The organism is Mesorhizobium sp. M1227, assembly GCF_040318315.1.
Lineage (GTDB): Bacteria > Pseudomonadota > Alphaproteobacteria > Rhizobiales > Rhizobiaceae > Mesorhizobium.
In genome coordinates, this window is sequence record NZ_JAMYLZ010000013.1 from 98,096 (window position 1) to 121,489 (window position 23,394).

The 23,394-nt window shown below is 62.8% G+C and carries 23 protein-coding genes; 5 read left to right on the forward strand and 18 right to left on the reverse strand.

Features of this window, described 5'->3' with window-relative positions:
- Positions 1-3 precede the first annotated feature (3 nt).
- Together NKH28_RS17590 and NKH28_RS17595 are read left to right on the forward strand one after the other, a co-directional pair.
- Positions 4-819, forward strand: coding sequence for a CDP-alcohol phosphatidyltransferase family protein (locus NKH28_RS17590; protein ID WP_023677728.1), 816 nt, complete (start codon positions 4-6; stop codon positions 817-819).
- A gap of 224 nt (positions 820-1,043) precedes the next feature.
- Positions 1,044-1,307, forward strand: coding sequence for a hypothetical protein (locus tag NKH28_RS17595; protein ID WP_352471079.1), 264 nt, complete (start codon positions 1,044-1,046; stop codon positions 1,305-1,307).
- Positions 1,308-1,428: 121 nt separating this feature from the next.
- Here the strand turns inward: NKH28_RS17595 and NKH28_RS17600 are convergent, their stop codons facing one another.
- Together NKH28_RS17600 and NKH28_RS17605 are read right to left on the reverse strand one after the other, a co-directional pair.
- Complete coding sequence (locus tag NKH28_RS17600) at positions 1,429-3,651, reverse strand: AMP-binding protein (RefSeq protein WP_352979834.1); 2,223 nt, start codon at positions 3,649-3,651, stop codon at positions 1,429-1,431.
- Positions 3,652-3,806: 155 nt separating this feature from the next.
- Complete coding sequence (locus tag NKH28_RS17605; RefSeq protein WP_352540794.1) at positions 3,807-4,214, reverse strand: tautomerase family protein; 408 nt, start codon at positions 4,212-4,214, stop codon at positions 3,807-3,809.
- A 114-nt stretch (positions 4,215-4,328) separates the two neighbouring features.
- On the opposite strand from NKH28_RS17605, the gene NKH28_RS17610 reads away from it, so the two are divergent.
- Entirely contained in the window at positions 4,329-5,183 is an 855-nt protein-coding gene (locus tag NKH28_RS17610) for a LysR substrate-binding domain-containing protein (protein WP_352501842.1), read from the forward strand.
- A 196-nt stretch (positions 5,184-5,379) separates the two neighbouring features.
- On the opposite strand, the gene NKH28_RS17615 is transcribed toward NKH28_RS17610, so the two are convergent.
- Positions 5,380-6,288, reverse strand: coding sequence for a DMT family transporter (locus tag NKH28_RS17615; RefSeq protein ID WP_502902537.1), 909 nt, complete (start codon positions 6,286-6,288; stop codon positions 5,380-5,382).
- Between the two features lie 320 nt (positions 6,289-6,608).
- Between NKH28_RS17615 and NKH28_RS17620 the strand changes: the two genes are divergently transcribed.
- Positions 6,609-7,115, forward strand: coding sequence for an OsmC family protein (locus NKH28_RS17620; RefSeq protein WP_352471081.1), 507 nt, complete (start codon positions 6,609-6,611; stop codon positions 7,113-7,115).
- A gap of 34 nt (positions 7,116-7,149) precedes the next feature.
- On the opposite strand, the gene NKH28_RS17625 is transcribed toward NKH28_RS17620, so the two are convergent.
- The 14 genes from NKH28_RS17625 to rpsF form a co-directional block, all read right to left on the reverse strand.
- Positions 7,150-7,371, reverse strand: coding sequence for a hypothetical protein (locus tag NKH28_RS17625; protein ID WP_023677720.1), 222 nt, complete (start codon positions 7,369-7,371; stop codon positions 7,150-7,152).
- 130 nt (positions 7,372-7,501) lie between these two features.
- Entirely contained in the window at positions 7,502-8,131 is a 630-nt protein-coding gene (locus NKH28_RS17630; RefSeq protein WP_352871477.1) for a hypothetical protein, read from the reverse strand.
- 80 nt (positions 8,132-8,211) lie between these two features.
- A complete protein-coding gene (locus NKH28_RS17635) occupies positions 8,212-8,958 on the reverse strand; it encodes an SDR family NAD(P)-dependent oxidoreductase (RefSeq protein ID WP_352979836.1) in 747 nt (248 codons plus the stop codon).
- The gene (locus NKH28_RS17640; protein WP_352979838.1) at positions 8,955-9,245 is read right to left on the reverse strand and encodes a hypothetical protein; all 291 of its coding nucleotides are present in this window, start codon (positions 9,243-9,245) and stop codon (positions 8,955-8,957) included. The genes NKH28_RS17635 and NKH28_RS17640 overlap by 4 nt, the downstream gene beginning before the upstream one ends.
- Before the next feature lie 26 nt (positions 9,246-9,271).
- A complete protein-coding gene (gene purF, locus NKH28_RS17645) occupies positions 9,272-10,741 on the reverse strand; it encodes an amidophosphoribosyltransferase (RefSeq protein WP_023677717.1) in 1,470 nt (489 codons plus the stop codon).
- Positions 10,742-10,866: 125 nt separating this feature from the next.
- Positions 10,867-11,538, reverse strand: a complete 672-nt coding sequence (locus NKH28_RS17650; RefSeq protein ID WP_023677716.1) for a CvpA family protein — start codon at positions 11,536-11,538, stop codon at positions 10,867-10,869.
- 47 nt (positions 11,539-11,585) lie between these two features.
- On the reverse strand, positions 11,586-13,004 hold the full coding sequence (radA, locus tag NKH28_RS17655; RefSeq protein ID WP_352471084.1) for a DNA repair protein RadA: 1,419 nt from the start codon (positions 13,002-13,004) through the stop codon (positions 11,586-11,588).
- A gap of 168 nt (positions 13,005-13,172) precedes the next feature.
- The gene (locus tag NKH28_RS17660) at positions 13,173-14,663 is read right to left on the reverse strand and encodes a replicative DNA helicase (RefSeq protein ID WP_352471085.1); all 1,491 of its coding nucleotides are present in this window, start codon (positions 14,661-14,663) and stop codon (positions 13,173-13,175) included.
- 206 nt (positions 14,664-14,869) lie between these two features.
- Complete coding sequence (locus NKH28_RS17665) at positions 14,870-15,838, reverse strand: small ribosomal subunit Rsm22 family protein (RefSeq protein WP_352979840.1); 969 nt, start codon at positions 15,836-15,838, stop codon at positions 14,870-14,872.
- Positions 15,839-15,841: 3 nt separating this feature from the next.
- Positions 15,842-16,165, reverse strand: coding sequence for a YnfA family protein (locus NKH28_RS17670; RefSeq protein WP_352979841.1), 324 nt, complete (start codon positions 16,163-16,165; stop codon positions 15,842-15,844).
- 83 nt (positions 16,166-16,248) lie between these two features.
- Positions 16,249-17,538, reverse strand: coding sequence for a cyclopropane fatty acid synthase (locus NKH28_RS17675; protein WP_352979843.1), 1,290 nt, complete (start codon positions 17,536-17,538; stop codon positions 16,249-16,251).
- 153 nt (positions 17,539-17,691) lie between these two features.
- A complete protein-coding gene (gene rplI / locus NKH28_RS17680) occupies positions 17,692-18,276 on the reverse strand; it encodes a 50S ribosomal protein L9 (protein ID WP_254820243.1) in 585 nt (194 codons plus the stop codon).
- 272 nt (positions 18,277-18,548) lie between these two features.
- Positions 18,549-18,797, reverse strand: coding sequence for a 30S ribosomal protein S18 (gene rpsR / locus NKH28_RS17685; RefSeq protein ID WP_006203718.1), 249 nt, complete (start codon positions 18,795-18,797; stop codon positions 18,549-18,551).
- Positions 18,797-19,297, reverse strand: a complete 501-nt coding sequence (rpsF, locus tag NKH28_RS17690; protein ID WP_352979845.1) for a 30S ribosomal protein S6 — start codon at positions 19,295-19,297, stop codon at positions 18,797-18,799. The genes rpsR and rpsF overlap by 1 nt, the downstream gene beginning before the upstream one ends.
- A gap of 454 nt (positions 19,298-19,751) precedes the next feature.
- On the opposite strand from rpsF, the gene NKH28_RS17695 reads away from it, so the two are divergent.
- Positions 19,752-21,296, forward strand: coding sequence for a pilus assembly protein TadG-related protein (locus NKH28_RS17695; protein WP_352471089.1), 1,545 nt, complete (start codon positions 19,752-19,754; stop codon positions 21,294-21,296).
- Between the two features lie 31 nt (positions 21,297-21,327).
- On the opposite strand, the gene NKH28_RS17700 is transcribed toward NKH28_RS17695, so the two are convergent.
- Positions 21,328-23,253, reverse strand: coding sequence for an LTA synthase family protein (locus NKH28_RS17700; RefSeq protein WP_352979846.1), 1,926 nt, complete (start codon positions 23,251-23,253; stop codon positions 21,328-21,330).
- Positions 23,254-23,394: the final 141 nt, after the last annotated feature.

A 23,394-nucleotide genomic window follows, 5' to 3' on the forward strand; every position in this document is an offset into this window, starting at 1 on the left:
CCGGTGGCGCCGCCGTTCAAGAAATTCGAGGCGCATGGCGGCGGTGGCCCGCGCATTCGCGAAATCCCGATGCGCATGGTGCTGCCCAATCTGGTCACGGTGCTTGCCATCTGCGCCGGCCTGTCCGGTATTCGCTTCGGCTTCGAGGGCCGCTTCGAGCCAGCGGTGGTGATGGTGCTGCTCGCCGCCTTCCTCGATGGTATCGACGGCCGTCTAGCGCGAATGCTGAAGGCGACTTCCAAATTCGGCGCCCAGATGGATTCGCTGGCCGATATCGTCAATTTCGGCGTGGCACCGGCGCTGGTGCTCTATGCCTTTCTGCTCGACAGGGCAGGTTCGCCGGGCTGGATCGCCGCGCTGCTGTTCACCATCGCCTGTGGGATGAGGCTTGCCCGTTTCAACGTGCTCGACGAAGAGCTCGACCGTCCGCAGTGGCAAACCGAATATTTCGTCGGCGTGCCGGCGCCGGCGGGTGCGGTGCTTGTAATGCTGCCGCTCTATCTGTTCTTCCTCAGGCTTGGGCTTGAACCCAGCCGCCTGGCAGCCTTCATTGCCACCGGCTTTACAATATTGGTGGCGTTCCTGCTGGTCAGCAGACTGCCCGTCTATTCCGGCAAGAGCGTCAGGATACCGGGCGACAGGGTGCTGCCGATCATCCTCGCAGTCGTCCTCTACGTCCTGCTTTTGATGACCTATCCCTGGTATACGCTGACGGCCTCGGTTGCCGGCTATCTGGTCTTCTTGCCGTTCAGCGTGCGGGCCTATTCGAGACGCGCCAAGCGCGAAGGCGAGAAGGTGCCGTCCTCGGATATTGGCTGACGGATTTGGTGCCAGTTCGCGTTGCGCCTGGCAGTGCATGATTCCAAAAAGGCTCGCAGAGCACGCGGCGCTGTGGAACGCACCTCAAAAACCCCGTTTTCGGAACTTGCTGGGCGGCTAGACCGTTTGTGTTGGTAGGTCCGCCTGAGCGGCTGCTCGTGATACGTCGTCAACGTAGCGCAAGCTGCCGCATCGGGCGCAGAACCATCGGAAAACGAGGAGAAATGGCTGTCATCCTCATCGGCGCGTTACTGACTGTCGCCGGCCTCGTGTATATGGCGATTGCGGCCATCATGCGCGGGCGGCTTAGTGAGCCGGCCGCTGTCTCCACCGCGCCGGACAGTCCGACGCCCAATCTCGCAACACCAGGTCCGACTCTGGAGCCGCGACGACGCGGGCTCCGTTTTCTCGGCCTGTCGCAGAACTGGCCGGGCCTGCTGATGATGGCCGTCGGCGTCATTCTGCTGTTGTCGGTGGTAGTCCTCTAATGCATTCGCGCAAAAGTGTGCAGCGGTTTTGCGATAACGACATGCATAAAAACAAGAATCTAAAGCGCGTCGCACAAGGCCGGTCGAACGCGACGCGCTTTAGAATTTTCGACAGCAAGCCTCAGGCGGCTGCGCTCAGTCCCAGCCTCTCGAGCGCCAGCTTTCTAGTCGAGACATAGTCGGTCTTGCCGGAGCCCAGTACCGGGATCTCCTCGACCTTGACGATGTCGTTCGGCACCATCAGTTCGGCCGCCCCGGCTTTTTTGCCGAATTCGCGCAATTCGTCGGGATCGGCATTGTCGGCCGTGGTGACCAGAACGAGGCGCTCGCCGCGCCGCTTGTCCGGCACTGCCACCACGGCGTGATGCTCTTCCGGCCACAGCGACTGCACCAGCATCTCGACCGCGCCAAGCGATACCATCTCGCCGGCTATCTTGGCGAAGCGCTTGGCGCGGCCGCGAATGGTGATGAAGCCTTCGCGATCGACCGAAACGATATCACCGGTATCGTGCCAGCCTTCGAGCGGCTGCAACTCGCCCGGCCGGTCGCTGGTCATGTAGCCCATCATCAGGTTCGGCCCGTCGAGCCACAGCCGGCCGGCGTCGCTGATGCCTTCGACCGGTTCGAGTTTCATGCGCATGGCCGGCAGCAGCCGCCCGACCGTTCCGTCGCGGCCGTGGATGGCGGTGTTGACGGCAACCACTGGTGCGGCCTCGGTCAAGCCAAAACCTTCGATGATCTCGGCCTGGAAGCGCTCGCGGTAAACCCGGCGCGTCTCCGGCTTCACCGCCTCGGCACCGGCCACGACGAAGCGCAGGCTGGAAAAATCGCCGTCCTTGGCGGTGCGGGCATAGTTGGCGAGGAACGTGTCGGTGCCGAACATCACCGTCGGCCGGACCTTGCGCGCCACCTCCGGAATAAGTTTGTAGTGGAGCGGTGACGGGTAGAGGAACAGCTTTACTCCGGTGACCAGCGGCAGGATGGTGCCGCCGGTCAGCCCGAACGAGTGGAACACCGGCAGCACGTTGAGCAGGATATCGGCCGGCGAGATGGTGATGCGAGCTTCCGCCTGCATCGCATTGGCAAGAAGGTTCCGGTGCGACAGCACCACGGCCTTGGGCGTGCCTTCCGAGCCGGAGGTGAACAGGATCACCGCCGGCTTGGCTGCGTCCTGGCGCTGCAACGGCCAGCGCCACAGCAAGGCGGCTGCGGCCTTGTCCAGCACGGTCACGCTTGCGCGGACATCCTCCAGCCACAGCAGTTTCGCCCCGCCCTTTTCCACCGCCTCGACGATGTCGGCGAGGTTGGCCTTTTCGACAAAGGCGCGTGAGGAGACCACGGTTCGGATCATCGCCGTGCGGACGGCGGCGGTGACGCTGGCCGGGCCGGCGGTATAGTTGATCATTGCTGCCACCCGCGCAGCCGACAAAAGTCCGACGAACGACAGCACGACGCCATTGGCGTTGGGCAGGAGCAGCCCAACCGCTTCGCCCGGCGCTGTTATTGCCTCGAACCGTCGGCCCAAAACCCTGGCGCCGATGAACACTTTCCGGTAGCTCAGGGCACCGCTAATGACGTCCTCGATTATTGGGTGCGAAGCGCCAACACGGTCGGCCGCATCGCGCATGGCGAGGAACAGCCCTCGGTCGAGATCACTGCCGAAAAGCCTGGCCTCGGCGAAGCGATCAAACAGCGCATTGGTGTTGGAGGCCTGATCTGGGTTCCGCGCCACCAGCTCGGCGATGGTCATCGGCTCCAGCGCGCTGATCGACAGCTGCGGAAACCAATGGCGCGGCGCCTTGTCCGCCGGCGTCAGCGAGGCCGGCAGGCTGCGTGCGCCGGCAACGAAGACCGGCACGATACGGGCGTCGGCCTGCATGGCGATACGGGTGATGGCGCGAAACAACCGAAACGACTTGACGTCTGGCTCGACCGCATCCGGCAGGTAAACGGCGAGCCGGCCCTTGCCCTTCAGCACCCGCACCAATCTGCGGCTGACGAAGACATGCTCGGCGTTGAAGGCGATGGTGCGGCCGAGCTCGCGCCACGGCTCCAGCCACGGCGATCTGGCCGAAGCCTGGTCGAGGATGTGCAGCGTATCCTCCGGCAGCAGCGACAGCATCAGCGCCGGCTCGATGCGTGACTGATGCCAGATGACATAGATGACCGGGGCCACCGACCTGCGCGCAATCTTGATGCGGTCGTCGCTGATCCGGTAGGCGAGCTTGAACGGCACGTAGAGCAGCGCCTGGCTCAAACGCAGGCCGAGGCGGAACTTCTCCACCACGCCGATCAGCAGCCAGGCCGCGACAAGACCCGCAAGCAGCGCCAGTGTCAGGATCATCGCCGCATCTCCCAACGATCTCACGTCGCGGCTCTTCACCGGCCGCTTCGGGTGAGAACCTAGCCGAAGTTGGATCAACGTCAATGCGGCTCCATTTTTCCCTCTCTCCTATGTTTGATTCGCCTATGTTGATTCGGCTCGGCTGCTTATCGCAGCTACGCCGCTTTCATCCTTCCGCTGATGAAGCGGAATTCCTGCGTCTTGCCGCCAAAGCCATAGGCGGCCGCAGGCACTTCATGCACGAGGGCGTAGCTTTCCTCATGCACCTTACCCAGCAGCCGGCCGAATGCCGCGAAAATTGCCTGCAGATACGCCTCCAGTTCGAGCTTGGTGTTGGTACCGTCGACAACCTTGATGTCGAGCCAGGCCGTGTTGGTGCCATGCTCGGCCAGCGACTTGCCGCCGGCGAACCAGTGCTCGGGGTCGTGATAGGAAATGGCAACAGCTGTGATCGTCGCGTCCTTGCGCAGATGCGTGGCTGTCAGTTCGGTCACTTCCCTGGCAATGGCGGCGGACAAAGCGGCATCGGGCTTGCCGGTAACGCTGACATTGATGATCGGCATGTTTCTTCTCCTCGGTTTCAAGCGGCGCCTCTTCGCCGTCGAGAAAATCATGCCATCGTCCTTTGATCAAAAAAATAGAATTGTTTTTGATAAACACTTTGATAGCATCGAATTATGCAGTTGTTCGATCCCGACCTCCTCAAGACTTTCCTCGCTTTCGTCGATGGCGGTTCCCTGGCGCGGGCCGCGTCGATCGTCGGTCGCTCGCCGTCCGCAGTGACCGCGCAGATGCAGCGGCTGGAGGATGTTGTCGGCGAACCGCTGCTGGTGCCGCAGGGGCGAGGGCGCGGCCTGACGCCGGCAGGCGAGGATCTGATCGTTCACGCGCGTCGCATCCTTGCCGCGCACCGCGAGGCGTGGCTGGCCCTCAAAGGCGCGCACGCCGACGGGCGCGTCGCCATCGGCACCACGCAGGATTTCGCCGACAGCGGCTTGCCGCAGCTTCTCAGGGCTTTTGCTGTCAGCCATCCGCGCGTCAGGATCGAACTGCGCGTCGGCCGTTCCGCCGAACTGGCGCAGGCTTTGCAGGCCGGCACCCTTGATCTGGCCATTGCCATGCGGCAGGTGCCGACACGGGACGAAGTCGGTGTGCTCAAGGAACCAATGATCTGGCTTTGCTCACAGAACGGGCTGGCCACCCGCCACGACGAACTGCCCCTGGCGCTGCTCGATCCCCATTGCGGGTTTCGCGAAGCGGCGACCAGTGCACTCGATGCGGCCGGCCGTCGCTACCGCATTGCTGCCGGCAGTGCCAGCCTTGCCGGCCTGCGTACGGCGGTGCACGCCGGCATCGCCTTGACGTTGAGGACGGCGCGCTTCGCTCATTCCGGCATCGTCGAGGCGCCGAGCGATCTTGATCTGCCGCCGGTGCCGGTCGCCGAATTCGCCGTCCGCTTGCGTGAGGATGCCGACCGGCCGGCGCAGGATCTGGCAGCGTTGTTCAGCGGCAACCTGGCCTTGGCCAATTGAGCCAGCAAAGAAAAAGCCGACCTTGCGGTCGGCTTCTGAGTAGGACGGGCCGAGGGGTTTGGGGGGACTTGGGGTGGCCCGTCGCAGCCATAATGCCTGAGCCCTATGATGGTTCCATGACTTTTCAAATTAATTTTCAGGACCGGATTTCTCGTGATCGGACCACCAACTCGCGCTCGGACGCGGCGAGGATTGGTCATGCATCCGCTGCGCGCTGCCTGGCCATCAGCCAGTCGCGGCCGGCGTGAGCGAACACCGCGCAAAGCACGATGGCGCCACCGACCATGCTGGCTACCGGCGGGATCTCCGCCAGGAACAGGAAGGCAAACAGGATCGCGAATGGCACTTCAGCTGAACCCAGCAATCCGGACTCGGCCGCCGGAATAAGCCGGGTGCCCTCCGTCCACAGGATCGAAGCCAGCGCGAACGAGGCGCCGAAGGTGGCCAGAAGCACAGCGTCCCTGGCCGAGACAGCCAGCGGATCGGCGACGAACCAGCCGAGCACGAACAAAAGGAATGCCGACACCGCACCCGCCCACACCACCGGCGTGTCGCGGAAGGCGCGCACCATGATCATGTAGAGCGCGCTGCCGATCGTCATCAGCAGCGCCAGCCCGTCGCCGAACAAATGGCCGGTGCCGAAGCCGGACCAGACCATGATTGCCACACCGCATAATGACACAGCGGCGGCGGCAAGCGTCTGCAGCCGGAACGGCTCGCGGACCAACAGGAGGGCCAGCAGCGCGGTGACGAACGGGGCCGTGGCATAGATGATCGCGACATTGGCGACAAAGGTGAACTTGAACGCCGAGATAAAGGCGATGCTTGCGAGCGCGCCCTCGATCGCCAGCAGCCAGCCTCGCCAGCCGAGCCGCAAGCTGTCGCGACCGCCGGAGCGCTGGCGGCGCCATAGGACATAGAGGCTGATCAGGATCGAGCCGACGAAGCCGCGCCAGCAGGTAATGGTCAGGGGGTCGGCATGGATCGATTTGGTCAGCACGCCGGTGAGGCCGAAGACGGCCGCCGATGCCGAGACCAGTATGATGCCGAGGGTACGCTCGCGGGCGCTTTCCACTGTGCATGGCATGTCCAGCGATCCCGTCATCTCACCAGCCTACGCTGCCCTTCCTGACACCATAGTGTCAGCTTGAGGCGTCCTGCATCGAAAACAGCAGGTAGGCAGCCCCGGTGAACAGGATTCCGGCAAGAGCCCGTTCGCGGGTTTTCACGATGGCGATATCGGCCATATGTCCGGCGGCCTTACGAATGTGTTGCGAGAGACGGTGTGATGGCGTTGGATGCTCCCCGTATTGTCAGGCTATACCGGCGAAACCCTGCCAAACGCTACGCCAGCGGGGACTTGCGTTTGGGCAGGCGGCATCGCCGTTAGGCAGCGAAGCCAGGCAACTATGGGAGAGAAACGAAATGGACGCGATCGCATTGAAGGCCATGCAGGCGCCGCTGAAGGTGGCCTATCGCGACGACGCCTCGCGCGCGCTGATTACTCTCCGCGCCAAAGGCTCGATCGACGACCAATCGATCGCCTGCAAGGTCGAGACAGGCAGGGCGATCGCCATTGCCGGGCTGCATCCGGCGACCGGCGGCACCGGGCTCGAACTCTGCTCCGGCGACATGCTGCTGGAGGCACTGGTGGCTTGCGCCGGCGTCACGCTGAAGGCGGTAGCGACGGCGCTGGAATTCAAGCTTGGGGCCGCCACGGTGGAAGCCGAAGGCGACCTGGACTTTCGCGGCACGCTTGGCGTGGCAAAGGATGCGCCGGTTGGCTTCCGCGCCATCCGGCTGACATTTGGCCTCGACACCGACGAGCCGCAGGAGCGCATCGATGCGCTGCTCAAGCTGACCGAGCGCTACTGCGTCGTGTTGCAGACCATCAGCCAGAAGCCGGAGCTGACGGTAAGCGCGCGACGCTGACGATCTCCCCCTCAAGTGGGGAGATCACGCTGTCCTACTGCGCCGACGGCTCCTCGGCGTCGCCCTCGTCGGCGAAGGGCGAGGCGCTCGGCACGCACTGCACCGACCAGCCGGCCGGCGTCGGTTGCTTCTGGTATTCGGTTATGGCGAAGGCGCACTGTTCGCGGGTGTCGAATGTGCTGGGCAGCACGACCATGCCGCCTTGCGGGCCGGCGATCACCAGATACCAGACTAACGCTACGCTCGGTGTCGCCATGAGTATTTCCTCGCTCTGCTTGTTTTGGGAGTCGCACGATCCTAGCAACTCCGGCCCAGCGGCGAAAGCTGGGCCAAAGCGCGGCGTTAAGCCACGGTATCACAGCCACGTGATGTCGGGTCGTTTTGGTTCAGTTCACCGCAAAACAATAGAACAGGCCGTCGCCGCCGGTGCCCTTCAGCGCTTCCTGGCTGCAGCCACCGCGTGACGCATGCGAGGAATTCCACGATTTGGCGGCTGCCGAATCATCGAGGCCGGTACGATCGTGATGACCCATCATCGCCACACCTTCTGCTCCGCTCAGCGTCCAGTCGCCGCAGGTCTGGTCGGCTATTTTCGTGCCATCCGGCTTGGAGCCGGTCAACACGTCGTGCCGGTTGGGCGCGTCGCCGCGGCCGTTGACCATTTGGCCCTTTTCGTCGAGTGCCGTCTGTTTGGTGATGGCGTTGGCATCGCTATGCAGGGAAGCGACATCATCGGCGATCTTGACGCCCTTGGCGTTGAACCACGGGCCTTTGCCGATACGGTCGCGTGCATCGGTATCGCTGGTCGAGAGATAGGCGCGCCATGTCTTGCCGGTAACGCCCGCGGCTTCGGCCAGTGAACTACAATGGGCGTCGGCGCCGGCGAGACCGCCGAGATCGGCGCCTTTGCCAGAGCCGACGCTGGTGACGAAAAAGCTCATCGTTGCCTCCTGCGACGACGCGGCGCCGATCACTGCAAGCAGCGCGGTGGCAGTCAAGAGAAGCAGTCTCCGCATATGGTCCTCCGTTTCTCGAATTGTGGCACCCGAACAACGTTGGTGCCGGCGCAATTCTTCCGGCAAAATGCGATGTGTGGCTACTCCGGCTGCCGGTAGGCGACAAAGCGATTGTGCTTGGCCTGGAAGATCAGCCCGGTCTCCTTGAGCGTGGGGCTGGCCAGCGGCACGATTCGCTTGGCGATCTCCGAAGGGTACGGCAGTGTTTCAGGATCCTCGCCGGGTACCGCCTGCGCCCGCATCGCGGTGCGCGTTGCCCCGGGATCGGCGGCATTGACCCTGAGCGGGAGGTTTTCGGTCTCATGCGCCCATGAACGCGTCATGGCCTCGACCGCCGCCTTCGACGCCGCATAAGGCGCCCAGAAGGCGCGTGCGGAGTGGGCAAGGCTGGAGCTCAGCACGATAGCACGGCCGGCATCGGAAAGCCTGAGCAGCGGGTCGACCGAGCGGATCAGCCGCCATGTTGCGGTGACGTTGATGGTCATCACCTTCTCGAAGGTCTTGGCCTCGACATGGCCGATCGGGGCGATGACGCCGAGCACGGCGGCGTTGGCGACCAGTATGTCGAGCTTGCCCCAGCGCTCGTGGATGGCGCCGCCCAGCCGGTCGATCCCCGCCATGTCGGCAAGATCGAGCGGTACCAGCGTCGCCTGTCCGCCACCTGTCTTGATCTGGTCGTCGAGTTCTTCCAACCCGCCGACGGTGCGGGCAACCGCAATCACATGCGCACCGGCGGCGGCAAGCCCCCTGGCGATGAAATAGCCGATGCCGCGCGAGGCGCCGGTGACGACCGCAACGCGGCCGGAAAGGTCAAGGGGAGGGGTCATGAGCTATTCTTGGGTTGCTGGTCTAAGAACGACAGCTGAATGAAGGAAATCAATTGCTTGGCGGAATTCTCATCAAGAGGGACAAAAACCGTTGCATCACCACCGATAGCTTTGACGACGACATACTTGTCTTGGGTTTCTCTCGCCTCTCTAACTTGACAGAAAAGAAATCCATTGCCGAGAGGCGTATCGATATCGATCTCAGATCTAATCTGATCTTTGAGCAAGGATTTTGCAAATGAGAGTGAATCCTTGAGGCCTTGCCATAAGCCTCGTCGAGCGCTCATGTCTTACCTCCGTCCGGATCGGAATTCTACGACCCGCCGGCCGCTAACAGCGACAGCGTGCGCACATTGTCGGAGCCTTCGAAGTCGGCAAGCCGGGTCGGATACTGGCCGGTGAAGCAGGCGTCGCAGAATTGCGGCTGCTCGTTGTCGCGGCCTGCCTCGCCGACGGCGCGGTAGAGCCCGTCGATCGACAGGAAGCCGAGCGAATCGACGCGGATGAACTCGGCCATCTCCTCCACCGACATGCGCGACGCCAGCAGCTTCGACTTTTCCGGTGTGTCGACGCCGTAAAAGCAGGAGGCGCGCGTCGGCGGCGAAGCGATGCGCATATGCACTTCCTTGGCGCCGGCATCGCGCACCATCTGGACGATCTTCTGGCTGGTGGTGCCGCGCACGATCGAATCGTCCACCAACACCACGCGCTTGCCTTCGATCATGCGGCGGTTGGCGTTGTGCTTGAGCTTGACACCCATGTGGCGGATCGAATCGCCGGGCTGGATGAAGGTGCGGCCAACATAGTGATTGCGGATAATGCCGAGCTCGAACGGAATGCCCGCGGCCTGCGAAAAGCCGATCGCCGCCGGCGTGCCCGAATCCGGCACCGGCACGACGATGTCGGCCTCGACCGGACTTTCCTGCGCCAGCTCGGCGCCGATGCGCTTGCGCACTTCATAGACGTTGCGGCCTTCGACCGACGAATCCGGCCGCGCGAAATAGACATATTCGAAGATGCAGAAGCGGGTCTTCTGTGGCTCGAACGGGAACAGGCTTTCGATGCCCTTGCTGGTGACGACGACCATTTCGCCGGGCTTCAGGTCGCGTACGAAACGCGCACCGATAATATCGAGCGCGCAGGTCTCGGAGGCGAGAATCCAGGCGCCGTCGAGATCGCCGAGCACCAGCGGGCGGATGCCGAGCGGGTCGCGGCACCCGATCATCTTCTTGGACGTCATCGCCACCAGCGAGAAGGCGCCTTCGACTTGGCGCACCGCATCGATGAAGCGCGAATTCAGGTCGCGCTCCTTGCTGGTGGCAACCAGGTGCAGGAGCGTTTCGGTGTCGGAGGTGGAAGAGAAGATGGCGCCTTGCTTCTGCAGGGCGCGCTGAACGGTCATGGCGTTGGTGAGATTGCCGTTATGGGCGACGGCAAAGCCGCCATCGGCAAGTTCGGCGAAGAAAGGCTGGATATTGCGCAGACCGGCGCCGCCGGTGGTGGCATAGCGTGTGTGGCCGATGGCACGGTTGCCTTGCAGGCTGTCGATGACACGCTGCTTAGTAAAGGTGTCGCCGATCAGGCCGACATGGCGTTCGACATGGAATTGGGTGCCGTCATAGGAAACGATGCCGGCCGCTTCCTGGCCTCGATGCTGCAACGCATGCAGACCGAGCGTTACGATGGCTGCGGCGTCCTGCCGGCCGAAAATGCCGAACACGCCGCATTCGTCGTGGAAATGGTCGTCGGCTTCGGCGGAAAGCACGTCGTCTGCGTCTGCCACTGAGGCTGCCATTGGGGCTCAAGCTCCGCTAAAGTCGCCATATAAGGTCATAGCGCATCGAAAGCAACGCACGTCGTGCGGCGTTCACATGATCGACAGTCTTGAGCCTCGCAAGTCCGTCGAAATCAGTTTGCCGGCGCCGGGTTTGCAGGTGCCGGCGTCGCGGGCGCATTGTCGGCCGGCGGCGCATCGCTGTCGTCGGGTGCCGGAGCAGTGGCGTCGTCGCCGGCGGCAGGGGCTTCCGCTGCAGGCGCGTCGGGGGCCAGAGGCGTCTCGGTGGCCGGCTGATTCGGATTGAGCTTGTTGAGGATGGCGTTTTCCGGATCCTCGGGCAGCAGGCTTTCGAGCTTGGCGCCGATCGATTCGAGCAATGGCTTTGACTTGGCGTTGGCAATCCAGCCTGGAGCCTTGGCGCCGGCCAGCCAATTGAAGAAAAGCAGCGCGACAGCGACGACCAGGATGCCGCGCGCCGCGCCATAGAGGAAGCCAAGTGTACGATCGAGCGCGCCGATCCTGGAATCGATGATCCAGTCGGCGAGCTTCATGGTGATGACCGATACGACGATCAGCGCGACAATGAAGACGATACCGGCGGCCGCCGCCATGGCGGCCTTTTCGTTGTCGACATAGGGCTGAATGTAAGGCAGCACCGGCTTGTAGAAGAAGAAGGCGGCGGCCGCGGCGGCTGCCCAGGAGATGATCGACAGGATCTCGCGCGAAAAGCCGCGAACCATAGCGAGCATCGCCGAGACCAGGGTGAAGCCGACGAGAATTCCGTCAAGCAGCGTAATCGGCATGTTTTTCGCCCCACTCCGATCTCTTTTTCACGGCCCGACGAGCCGCATCACTCTTGCTCGTCGGCGCGGCTGCGCCGAGAGCCGGCTATTCGCGCCACGAGATCGGCAAGCTCGGTGGGCTGGAAAGCGCTGGCTCCGATCCCCCCGACCGCATTACCACCAACAAGTTCCTCGCTGCCCAAGGGCAGAACCGCGCGTCCGAAACCCAGCTTTTCGGCTTCCTTGAGGCGCTGCTGCGCATGCGCAACCGGCCTCACCGCACCCGACAGGCTGATTTCGCCGAAATAGACGCAATCGGCGGGAAGGGCAAGACCGGTGAGCGAGGAAACCAGTGCCGCCGCCACTGCCAGGTCGGCCGCCGGCTCCGAAATGCGGTAGCCGCCGGCAACGTTGAGATAGACGTCGTGCGTGCCGAAGCGGACGCCGCAATGGGCTTCCAGAACCGCCAGGATCATCGACAGCCGGGCACCGTCCCAGCCGACGACGGCGCGGCGCGGTGTGCCCAGCGTCGATGGCGCCACCAGCGCCTGGATCTCGACCAGCACCGGCCGTGTGCCTTCCATGCCGGCGAAAACCGCGGCACCCGGCGACTTCGCATGGCGCTCACCGAGGAAAAGCTCGGACGGGTTGGCGACTTCCCGCAAGCCCTTGTCCGACATTTCGAAGACACCGATCTCATCGGTCGGCCCGAAGCGATTCTTGACCGTGCGCAGGATGCGGTAGTGGTGGCCGCCTTCGCCCTCGAAATAGAGCACCGCGTCGACCATGTGCTCGACGACGCGCGGTCCGGCGATCTGGCCCTCCTTGGTGACGTGGCCGACCAGAACGATCGCCGCCCCTGTGGATTTTGCGTAGCGGATCATCGCCTGGGCGGCGGCACGCACCTGGGTCACCGTGCCGGGCGCCGAATCGGCCATATCGGTCCACAGCGTCTGGATCGAATCGAGAATGACCAGATCCGGCCGCTTACCATCGGCGATGGTGGCGAGGATGTCCTCGACATTGGTTTCGGCGGCGAGCTCGACCGGGGTGTCGGCGACGCCGAGCCGCTGGGCGCGCAGCCTGATCTGCGCGACCGCCTCTTCGCCCGAGACATAGACGATGCGGTGGCCTTTTGCCGCCAGCGCGGCCGCGGCTTGGGTGAGCAGCGTCGACTTGCCGATGCCGGGATCGCCGCCGACCAGCAGCGCCGAGCCGCGCACGAAGCCGCCGCCGGTGGCGCGGTCGAGTTCGCCGATGCCGGAGACGATGCGCGGCGCGTCCTCGATGTCGCCGGAGAGGCTGGTCAGCACCACCGCGCGGCCCTTGCGGGCGTTGCGCGTATTGGCCGGGCCGGAACCTATGCCGCCTGACGTGCCTTCCTCAACCAGCGTGTTCCACTCGCCGCAGGCATCGCATTTGCCAGCCCAGCGCTGATGCACCGAACCGCAATTCTGGCAGATGAACTGAATGCGGGATTTGGCCATCAGGCGCGGCCTGCGGCAATTGAAAGACAGGTCGGCGGGACAGCGCCCCCCTCTGTCCTGCCGGACATCTCCAATCTCCCCCCTCGTGGGGGAGATGTCTGGCAGGACAGAGGGGGGCGTGAAGGAACGCCGTACTCCCGCATTCTTGTTGCGACATCTGCCAAACGCTTACTCAAACCTCTCCGCAATATGATGCTCTTCCGCAAGGTCCGAGAAGCGGGTGAATTCGCCCTGGAAGGCGAGGCTGACCGATCCCGTTGGGCCGTGGCGCTGTTTGGCGACGATGACCTCGGCCTTACCGCGCATCTCGTTCATCTCGTGTTCCCACTTAATGTATTCGTCGGTGCCCGGCTTCGGCTCACGGTTCTTCAGATAATATTCCTCGCGGTAGACGAACAGCACCACGTCGGCGTCCTGCTCGATGGAACCCGATTCGCGCAGATCCGAAAGCTGCGGGCGCTTGTCGTCGCGGCTCTCGACCTGGCGCGACAGCTGCGACAGCGCGATGATCGGCACCGCCAGCTCCTTGGCTAGTGCCTTGAGGCCGGTGGTGATCTCGGTGATTTCCTGGACGCGGTTTTGCGAGGATTTCGCGCTCGATCCCTGCATCAGCTGGATATAGTCGATAACGATGACGTCGAGGCCGCGCTGGCGCTTCAGGCGACGCGCGCGGGCCGACAGCTGAGCGATGGAAATGCCGCCGGTCTGGTCGATGAACAGCGGGATTTTCTGCATTGTCTGCGAGCAGGCGACCAGCTTTTCGAAATCCATCTCGCTGATCTCGCCGCGCCGGATTTTCGACGACGGGATTTCCGTCTGTTCGGAAATAATGCGGGTGGCCAGCTGTTCGGATGACATTTCGAGCGAAAAGAAGCCGACGACGCCGCCATTGGCCGCCTTGAACGAGCCGTCCGCCTGCTGCGCCGGGACATAGGCTTCGGCGATGTTGAAGGCGATATTGGTGGCGAGCGAGGTCTTGCCCATGCCGGGGCGGCCGGCAATGATGATCAGGTCGGACGACTGAAGGCCGCCCATGCGGCGGTCGAGATCGCGCAAGCCGGTAGCAACGCCCGACAAATGCCCGTCGCGCATATAAGCCGCATTGGCCATGTCGACGGCGGTCTTGACGGCATCGGTGAAGCTCTCGAAGCCGCCATCGTAGCGGCCGGTTTCGGCCAATTCGAACAGGCGCCGCTCGGCATCCTCGATCTGGTCGGAGGGCGACATGTCGACCGGCGCGTCATAGGCGATGTTGACCATGTCCTCGCCGACAGTGATTAGCGCGCGCCGCGTCGCCAGATCGTAGATGGCGCGGCCATAGTCGGTGGCGTTGACGACGGTGACGGCCTCGACCGCCAACCGCACGACATATTGCGCCACCGTCATGTCGCCGACCTTCTCGTCGGCCGGCAGGAAGGTCTTCAGCGTGATCGGCGTCGCGATCTTGCCCATGCGGATGAGCTCGGCCGCGACCTCGAAGATCTTTCTATGCAGCGGCTCGTAGAAATGGCCGGGCTTCAGGAAGTCGGAGACGCGGTAGAAGGCATCGTTGTTGACCAGTATGGCGCCGAGCAGCGCCTGCTCGGCCTCGATATTGTTCGGCGCCTCGCGATAGAGCGGTGTTTCCGCCACGCCGAATTTTCGTGCTGCCTCTGCCATGATGTCCCCGGTCCTGATCCCCGTCTCTCGATATCAGAACGAGACAAGTCGGTGATGACTTATCTGCATCAGTCCCTAACCAACCAACTTTGATGCCCGCGATTCACAGCCAGGATCTTTCGGTGGAAAGAATCTCGATTGACTCGAATCAAGATGGCGAGCCTAGCCGTTCTCGGGCGAGAACAAAACAGGAAAATAGCTGCCGGTCATTCCGGCAAGGCATCACCCCAATCCAGTCGCCGCGCGGCCTTGAACGTCTCGCCGTCGCGCTTGGTGAACAGTCGCTCGGCAGCACCCCCATCCTGTTCGCAAAGCTTCAGCAAGACCTTGCCGGACCCCGACTTCGGCGGTGCGATCACTCGCGCTCGAGGCGGAGCGGCCGGATGGCGGGAGGCCGCGACAAAGATGAATTTCTCGTCCTCCCACGGCACCTCGGCATCCTTGGCCAGACGGTGTAGGCGCGAGCGGGCGACGCGGCGGGCGAAATGGCACCAGTCGGGGGCAACGAGCGGGCAGGGCGCCTCATGCGGGCAGGGCGCAAGCACGTGCGCGCCCGCCTCGATCAACTGCCGCCGCACGGCAAGAATACGCTGCCAGCCGGCCGGCGTGCCCGGCTCGACCACCAGCAGCGTGTCTGCGGTCAGCTGCCAGAGCCGGTCGACGAGTTTTGCCAGCGATGCCGGCGCGATCTCATCCAGCACATAGGCTGAAGTCACCAGCTCGGCCGGCTCCAGATCGACCAGGTCGATGGTGATGTCGCCGGTCCGCCAGGCGGTCCTGGCCGTGATCGCATCCGCGGCAAGTGCTTCGCCGACCCTTCGTACCGCGGCGCCGGCCTCGAGTAGCACCGCCTGTTCGAGATCCGGCCAGAGATTGATTGTGGCCCAAAGCACCGTGCCAGGGCCGGCGCCGACATCGAGCAAGGTCTTCGGAGCATAGGCGGGCCGAGACTCGCCCACCGCATCGAGGCTGGCGCGAACGGCCGCATAGGTCGCCGGTAGCCGCGTTGCCAGATAGGCCTTCACCGCCATGTCTTCGGCCATGTGCAGGCGACCGTCGCGCAACTCTGCGCGGTAGCGGTCCGACAGCGTCTTTGCCGCTTGCTTAAGCATCGGCAAAGGCACCTGTTCGAGAAGGCGGTCGACGCCTTGTCTAAGCGGGACGGGCAGTTCCATCGCTTAGGCAGTCCGAGGTGCGAGCAGAATGACCGAGGCGCCAACGATGCAGATCGCGGCACCGGCAAGATCCCAGCGGTCGGGGTGCACGCCTTCCGCCAGCCACAGCCAGGCCAGCGAGGGGGCAATGTAGATGCCGCCATAGGCGGCGTAGGCCCGGCCCGCCGCGCTGGTGTCGACCAGCGCCAGCAGCCACGCGAATAGCACGAGCGAGACGAGACCGGGCGCCAACCACAGCGGCGACTTGTCCAGCCGCCACCACACCCAGAACGAAAAGCAGCCGGCGATCTCGGCAAGTGCGGCGGCGACGTAGAGGAGGTAGGTCATGAAAAAAGGGTCCCGCGTTTGACGGGACCCTTTTCAGCGTGCCGGCCGGCAATGGCAAGTGGCGATGGCGTGATGCCGGCAGTCTACTCCGGATCCGCCACCTTGCGGCGGCGAGTGGGCTTGGCAACCGGAGCCTTTTCGCGACGTCCAAGATCGCGCATCTCCAGCGCCTTCTCGCAACTGGCCATGTAGTCGCGCGTCATCGGCAGCGTGTCGTTCTTCTTCGCAATCTGGATCTGGAAGATCACCAGATCCTGCCAGCGGAAGGCAGCTTCCGAGGCGGCAAGATAGAACTCCCACATGCGGCAGAAGCGCTCGTCATAAATCGCCCTGGCCTTGTCGCGATTGGCCGCGAAGCGCTCGCCCCAATGCTTCAGCGTCTCGGCATAATGCAGCCGCAGAGCCTCGATGTCGGTGACGACGAGCCCCGATTTTTCGATGGCCGGCATCACTTCGGATAGCGACGGGATGTAGCCGCCCGGGAAGATGTACTTGCGGATGAAGGCGCTGGTTGCCCACGGCACGCCGGAGCGGCCGATCGTGTGCAGCAGCATGACGCCGTCCGGCTTCAGCAGCGTCGCCGACTTGTCGAAGAAGGTGCGGAAATGATTGACCCCGACATGCTCGAACATGCCGACGGAGACGATGCGGTCGAAACGTTCATTGAGTTCGCGATAGTCCTTGATGTCGAAATGCACCCGGTTTTGCAGGCCTTGCGCATGGGCGCGGTCGGTGGCGACGCCGTGCTGCTCGGTCGACAGCGTCACGCCCTGTACGTCGACGTCGAACGCCTTGGCTAGATAGAGCCCAAGCCCACCCCAGCCGGAGCCGATATCAAGAACCGTCTGGCCCGCCTTCAGCCTGAGCTTGGCGGCGATATGGCGCTTCTTGGCTGCTTGGGCCTCGTCGAGCGTCATGTCCGGCTGCTCGAAATAGGCGCAGGAATATTGCATGTCCTCATCGAGGAAGAGGCGGTAGAGATCGCCCGACAGATCGTAATGGCGCTGCACGTTGCGGCGCGCCCGCGACGCCGTGTTGATCTGCTGCAGGCGCCGGAAGGCGTGGCGCAGACCTTCGATCGCCTTCGACCAGGTGGCATCGATACCGCCGCTGCCCATGTTCTGGAAGGCAATCCGCATCACCCCCAGCACGCCGCCCTCGAGAATGTCGAGTTCACCGTCCATGTAGGCTTCCGGCACCGCCAGCATCGGATCGAAGGTTATTGCGCGCTCGGCATGCCTTGTCTTGATGTGCATGTGCACCGGCTCGCCGCTGCCGTCACCGAAAGTCACCATCGAGCCTTGCGGCCCTGTGACCTTGAGATTGCCTATGCGGACCAGGCGGTCGAGAACGCGTTTCAGCAGAATATTCATGACCAATTGTCCCCTCTCGGCCAGACATGCTGTCCTATTCTGCATCAAGATATAGGGGTTCGAAAAGTTCCATTTGGCATAAAAATGCCCGGGTACGAGGCCCGGGCATTGGTCCAGAATAGCGATTAGCCGGCGAATGCCGACGAATGACGATCAGCCGTTGTCTTCGCCGCCTTCGAACTCCGCATTCGGATCGAAGAAGTTTTCCGGCCGCGCATTATCGTTGATGTCCTCGCCGTAGATGGCTTCGGCGGTGGTCAGTGTTTCGCCCTTGGCCTGGCGCTCGGCTTCGTCGGCCGTGCGGGCAATGTTGAGCGTGATGGTAACCTCGACTTCCGGGTGCAGCGCGATCGCCACATTGGTGACGCCGATGGTCTTGATTGGCTGGTTGAGCAGGATCTGGTTGCGGTTGACCGAAAAACCTTCCGCCGTCACCAGCTCGGCGATGTCGCGCGTCGAGACCGAACCATAAAGCTGACCGGTTTCGCCGGCCGAGCGCACGGCGATGAAGCTCTTGCCGTCGAGCTTTTCTGCAATCTGCGCGGCTTCGGACTTGCGCTCCAGGTTGCGGGCTTCGAGCTGGGCCCGCTGCCCCTCGAACTTCTTCTTGTTAGCTTCGTTGGCGCGCAGCGCCTTGCCTTGCGGCAGCAGGAAATTGCGGGCGAACCCGTCCTTGACCTTGACGGTATCGCCCATCTGGCCGAGGCGGGAAACGCGTTCGAGAAGAATGACTTCCATGGTTTTGTTCCTTCGCTTGGGCGCTATCCTCAGGATCGGCGCCGAGTTGTCTGGAACAGGTCAGGAAGCTGGGGCGTCGCCGCCTGTGTCGCTGTCCTGCCTGTCGCGGCAGTTAGGATCTCTTGTTGAAATCCAACCCGGGATTTGGTGTTCGATCCGGCTACGCCCGTCGTGGCCGGTGAAAAGCGGGCGGCGAACCGCCCGCTGGCTAGACCATGATCCCGAAAAGTGGAAACCGGTTTTCGGATAAGATCATGGTCAACTAATCAGTGTTAGCGGACCACGTAGGGCAGCAGGCCGAGGAAGCGGGCGCGCTTGATCGCCTTGGCGAGTTCGCGCTGCTTCTTCTGGCTTACGGCGGTGATACGCGATGGAACGATCTTGCCGCGCTCGGAGATGTAGCGCTGCAGAAGCCGCACGTCCTTGTAGTCGATCTTCGGCGCATTGGCGCCGGAGAACGGGCAGGTCTTGCGGCGACGGTGGAAGGGGCGCCGGGTTGGGATCTGGTTGATGTCGACCATTATTCTGCGGCTCCTTCAAAGCCTTCGCGCGGACGGCGCGGGCCACGATCGGCACCGCCATCGCCGAAGCTGCGCGGCGGACGATCACTACGGTCACCGCGATCGCGGTCGCCGAATGAGCGCGGGCCACGATCGCCACGGTCGCGGTCGCCGAAGCCGCCGCGTTCCGAGCGCTCTTCGCGCTTCTGCATCATTGCCGACGGACCTTCCTCATGCGCATCGACCTTGATGGTCAGGAAACGCAGCACGTCCTCGGACAGGCCCATCTGGCGCTCCATCTCGTTGAGCGCGGCCGGCGGGCAGGTGATGTCCATGAGTGTATAATATGCCTTCCGGTTCTTGTTGACCCGGTAGGTGAGGGACTTCAGTCCCCAGTTCTCGACCCGGCCGACGGACCCGCCATTCGCGGTGATGACGCCCTTGTACTGTTCGACAAGCGCATCGACCTGCTGCTGCGAGAGGTCCTGCCGGGCAAGAAACACATGTTCGTATAGAGCCATAGTGTTTGTGCCTTTCTTCGTTTCTCTCCCGGTTCCCGGCGGCAAAAGCCTCTGCAACTTCTCTGACCCGCAATCCTTGCGAAGGCGGGGAAGAAAGGAGCATGACGAGACGGTCGAGAGCGGAGACACGGGAGGCGGAAGCGCTTCTGGCTTCACGCGAAGGTTTCGAAAAACCTCCGGCCCTCCGTTCAGCCCCCAGCAAGGACCGGCAGATTGCGGGCGTCTATACAGGAATTTGACCGCAAAGCAAGGCCAAACCACGGAGCAAACGGCCCTAACGTCCCAGAGCGCCACGGGCCTCGACGGCAAGGCTTACGGATCTCCTGAAACCGGACCTTAACCACCATGCGAAGTTCCAGCATCGGCGGGCGTGGCGGCAACCCGTCGTTCATCATGCGGATGCAAAAGCAAACAGTCTGCGCGAGTTCGGCACCAAGGCGGTTTGGGGACAAAAATGCTTTTCGACAAATTCTGCCGTTCGAAGAGCGGCAACTTTGCCCTGATGCTGGCGTTCGGGCTGCCTGCGGTTCTGACCGCCGTCGCCTTTGCCGTGGACGTGTCCACCTTGATGAGGGCCAAGGTCAGCTTGCAGAATGCGCTCGATGCCGCGAACCTTGCATCTTCGCATCTCGGCGACATCGAGGCTTCGCGCAAGGACGTCTTCGACCGCTACTTCCAGACCAATGTCGCCGGCCACAGCGAGTTGAGGAACGCCGAAGCGACGCTTACCGTGGAAAGGGGCCTCAATTACATCCAGACCAAGGCTGTCGCCACGGCGGACGTCAATTTGAACTTCGCCTTCCTGTTCGGCAACGACAAGCGCATCACCGTCGATGCCGGCGCCGTCGAATCGACCAATCAGCTCGAAGTCGTGCTGGTGCTCGACAATACCGGGTCGATGGCCAGCAACGATCGCATCGGCGCATTGCGGACGGCGGCGACGGCCCTGATCGATATGCTCGAAGCGGCGAAGTCGCCGACGCGCAGCGTACGTGTCGCGGTGGTGCCGTTCGTCACCGCGGTCAACGTCAAGGGCGAGGACTACGATCCGGCCTGGATCGACATGGCCGGCAAATCGCCGAACAATGGCGCCAATTTCCCCTTGGTCGGCGGCAAGCGCGTCAACCATATGGACCTGTTCAAGCAATTGGGCGTCGAATGGAGAGGCTGCGTCGAAGCGCGGCCCGGAACCAACAATGTTTCCGACATTTCGCCCGACCAAAACAAACCGGACACCCTGTTCGTACCCTATTTCGCGCCGGACGATCCAGGTAACGCTAAAAATCCAACCAGCTCCTACGGCAATTCAGCGACCGGCTACAACAATTCCTATCTCGACGATACCGTTGTCACCGTGCTTCCCGGCCTCACCAGCGACATGGCGAAGTACAGTGTTTCGACGATGAAGCTGATCAACGACAAGAGAGGCCCACTGACTATCGGCCCAAACCGGGCCTGTCCGACGCCGATAGTGCCGCTGACCGATGATTTCGACAAATTGCGGAAAGCCGTCGGTGAGATGATCGAATGGAACGGCTCGGGGACCAATGTTTCGGAAGGCTTGTCATGGGGGATGCGGGTGCTCTCGCCGGAACCGCCTTACAGCGACGGCGCGCCGTTCAGGGCGTCAGGCACGACCAAAACGGTGCTGCTGCTCACCGACGGCGAGAATGTTGTCTATGGCGCGAAGGATACGCCACAGAAGTCGGACTATGGCTCCTACGGATTCCTGGCCTCGGGTCGGTTTGGATCCAGCGACCAGACCGCGGCTGCGCGCAATGTTGACGATTGGACAACCAATGTATGCAACACATTGAAGAAGCAGGACGTGCAGATCTTCACAGTGCTGCTGCAGGCCGACACCGCAGCCAACCGCAAGCTCTACGAGGCCTGCGCATCGTCGCCGTCGGATTATTACCCGACCAACGACGTCAGTCAGCTCGAAAGCGTCTTCCTGAAAATCGGAAGCTCGATTTCGCAGCTGCACTTGACGAACTGAACGACGTCGGCCGCTCTCCCGCCGCCGCTGCTCAACTCGTGTGTGCAGCCACTTTGCCCGTGGTTTCGGGGAAGAAATCGGGCGCCGCATGGCGCTTGCCGAACATCATGTCGTATTGCAGCAGACGGAAGTCGCGGATTGCCGGATCGATCTCTTTCTGACGCGACCAATCGGGGGTGGCGTCGCCCCCCGGTGCCAAAAGCAAATTGCGGTCGATAACGCGGTAGCGCTCTCGCAACTGTCCGAGGAAGCCGGTGTAATAGGGATGGCTGATGCCGGCTGTCTTCAGGATATGGTAGGGCAGGAAGGACGGGCTGACGGCGCCTAGATCCTCGGCCGGGCCGCTGCGATTCGACCAGACGATCAGCGGCGTCTGGTGGTGCAGCAGCATCTGGTCGGCTGCCTCCTTGCGCGGCGCAACATTGTCCTTCAGGAAGCCGGTCTCGACGTAGACCGGCCCAAGCGGCGGCAGATGGTCGCCGAAGAACGCGATGACGGTCGGCCGCTCGCGTTTCTTCGCCCATTCGATCAGCCGCTCGAGGCCGCGGTCCGCGTCGGAAGAGCCTTCGGCATAGCTCAACAGCGATTCACGCGCCCATTGGCTGATCGGCGCCTGCACCTTGTGGGTCGGATTGTTATAGCGATACGGCTCATACGGCCCGTGGTTCTGCAGGCTGACGGCGAAAAAGAACACCGGCTGGGCGCTGGTATCGGCTTCGTGGATGATCTCGTCGGTCATCGCAGCGTCCGACGCGAGCGGTCCGCGCTTCTGCATGGGCGGCAACGTCTCCTCGGACTTGAAGTCGTTGAAGCCGAAATCGGCATAGACGGCCCCCCGGTTCCAGAACCAGTTAGTGCCGGGATGGATGGCGCGCGCCCGGTAGCCCTGACTTTTCAGGAAGGTCGCCAGCGAGGGAGTCGGTGTCCGCACATATTGCTGGTAGGGAATGCTGCCCGCCGGCAGGAAGGCGTTGGAAAAGCCGGTCAGGGCCTCGAACTCGATGTTGGCCGTCATGCCGCCGAACTCGGGCGAGAACATGTAACCCGTGCGCAGTGCCCGCACATTGGGGATAGGGTCGGGTGTGATGGTGACGCCGGGTAGCTTGGTCGGATCCCAGAAGGATTCGCTCATGACGACGATGATGTCGGGCTTCTCGGCAGGTACCGAGGCGGTCACCTGCGGTTTGCCGATCGCTTCGATCGCCTTGTCGGAATAGCCGGGCGGCGCCGAGACATGCGCCATCGGAACGTTAAGCGCGAAGGCGAGCGCAAAACCGTTCGAGGCATAGTTTTCCTTCTGGTCCCACATGATCGGGATGATCTGCAGCCGGTCGCGCGTCCACGAGAAAGTGGCATAGTCCATGATGGAAACGAAGAAGGCGATCAGCGGTACTGTCAGCGTCAGCCGGGCAAGGCGGCCCTTGTGGCTGAGCGCCGGAACACGGCGGCGCCATAGCCGCCAGCCATAGACGAGCAGCGACAGCCCGCCGACGATGCCGATCGCCAGGGCAATGGCGGTTCCCGGGCGATCGCGTACCAGAAGCGGCATCAGTGCCACGATCTGCCGGGAATAAAGGAAATCGGTCGGATAGAGCGGATCGCCGAGATACAGCGACTTCTGGTGGCCGACGAACGCCAGCGACAATGTCAGCGGCGCGACGATCATCAGGCTCTGATGACTGCGGCCGAGCACGGCGTCGAGGCCGATGAGGATCAGCGCAAAAATGATGATCGTGGTCCAGCCGGGTTTGAAAGGCTGCAGAAAGAAATCAATGGTGCCGGCAAAGTTGCCGCGCACGATCAGTTCGATGGCAAACACAAGGATGGCCGCAGCCAGCAAGCTGATAAGGCCATAGCGGATGACAGGCCATTTGCGCGCCGGCAGATAGCCGGTCGACGGATCGCCTTCAAGAAACTGGGGCGCCGCCTCGGCTGCGCTCTGCTTGGTCTTTGCCACTTCAATAGTTCCCCGGCCCGCAACAAAAGCGTCACTCGATTGTCATCGAACTGTCACGCAAAGCCTAGCGCCTGTGGCGGAAATAAGAAGAGCCAGCAAACAAATCGTGAGCGGTTTTCATCATGAGTGATCGCCAAAAAG

Excerpts from the sequence above, each read along its gene's own strand:
- NKH28_RS17595 (WP_352471079.1), top strand. The coding sequence starts at position 1,044 with ATGGCTGTCATCCTCATCGGCGCGTTACTGACTGTCGCCGGCCTCGTG.
- NKH28_RS17600 (WP_352979834.1), bottom strand. The coding sequence starts at position 3,651 with ATGATCCTGACACTGGCGCTGCTTGCGGGTCTTGTCGCGGCCTGGCTG.
- NKH28_RS17605 (WP_352540794.1), bottom strand. The coding sequence starts at position 4,214 with ATGCCGATCATCAATGTCAGCGTTACCGGCAAGCCCGATGCCGCTTTG.
- NKH28_RS17610 (WP_352501842.1), top strand. The coding sequence starts at position 4,329 with ATGCAGTTGTTCGATCCCGACCTCCTCAAGACTTTCCTCGCTTTCGTC.
- NKH28_RS17615 (WP_502902537.1), bottom strand. The coding sequence starts at position 6,288 with ATGACGGGATCGCTGGACATGCCATGCACAGTGGAAAGCGCCCGCGAG.
- NKH28_RS17620 (WP_352471081.1), top strand. The coding sequence starts at position 6,609 with ATGGACGCGATCGCATTGAAGGCCATGCAGGCGCCGCTGAAGGTGGCC.
- NKH28_RS17625 (WP_023677720.1), bottom strand. The coding sequence starts at position 7,371 with ATGGCGACACCGAGCGTAGCGTTAGTCTGGTATCTGGTGATCGCCGGC.
- NKH28_RS17630 (WP_352871477.1), bottom strand. The coding sequence starts at position 8,131 with ATGCGGAGACTGCTTCTCTTGACTGCCACCGCGCTGCTTGCAGTGATC.
- NKH28_RS17635 (WP_352979836.1), bottom strand. The coding sequence starts at position 8,958 with ATGACCCCTCCCCTTGACCTTTCCGGCCGCGTTGCGGTCGTCACCGGC.
- NKH28_RS17640 (WP_352979838.1), bottom strand. The coding sequence starts at position 9,245 with ATGAGCGCTCGACGAGGCTTATGGCAAGGCCTCAAGGATTCACTCTCA.
- NKH28_RS17650 (WP_023677716.1), bottom strand. The coding sequence starts at position 11,538 with ATGCCGATTACGCTGCTTGACGGAATTCTCGTCGGCTTCACCCTGGTC.
- radA (WP_352471084.1), bottom strand. The coding sequence starts at position 13,004 with ATGGCCAAATCCCGCATTCAGTTCATCTGCCAGAATTGCGGTTCGGTG.
- NKH28_RS17660 (WP_352471085.1), bottom strand. The coding sequence starts at position 14,663 with ATGGCAGAGGCAGCACGAAAATTCGGCGTGGCGGAAACACCGCTCTAT.
- NKH28_RS17665 (WP_352979840.1), bottom strand. The coding sequence starts at position 15,838 with ATGGAACTGCCCGTCCCGCTTAGACAAGGCGTCGACCGCCTTCTCGAA.
- NKH28_RS17670 (WP_352979841.1), bottom strand. The coding sequence starts at position 16,165 with ATGACCTACCTCCTCTACGTCGCCGCCGCACTTGCCGAGATCGCCGGC.
- NKH28_RS17675 (WP_352979843.1), bottom strand. The coding sequence starts at position 17,538 with ATGAATATTCTGCTGAAACGCGTTCTCGACCGCCTGGTCCGCATAGGC.
- rplI (WP_254820243.1), bottom strand. The coding sequence starts at position 18,276 with ATGGAAGTCATTCTTCTCGAACGCGTTTCCCGCCTCGGCCAGATGGGC.
- rpsR (WP_006203718.1), bottom strand. The coding sequence starts at position 18,797 with ATGGTCGACATCAACCAGATCCCAACCCGGCGCCCCTTCCACCGTCGC.
- rpsF (WP_352979845.1), bottom strand. The coding sequence starts at position 19,297 with ATGGCTCTATACGAACATGTGTTTCTTGCCCGGCAGGACCTCTCGCAG.
- NKH28_RS17695 (WP_352471089.1), top strand. The coding sequence starts at position 19,752 with ATGCTTTTCGACAAATTCTGCCGTTCGAAGAGCGGCAACTTTGCCCTG.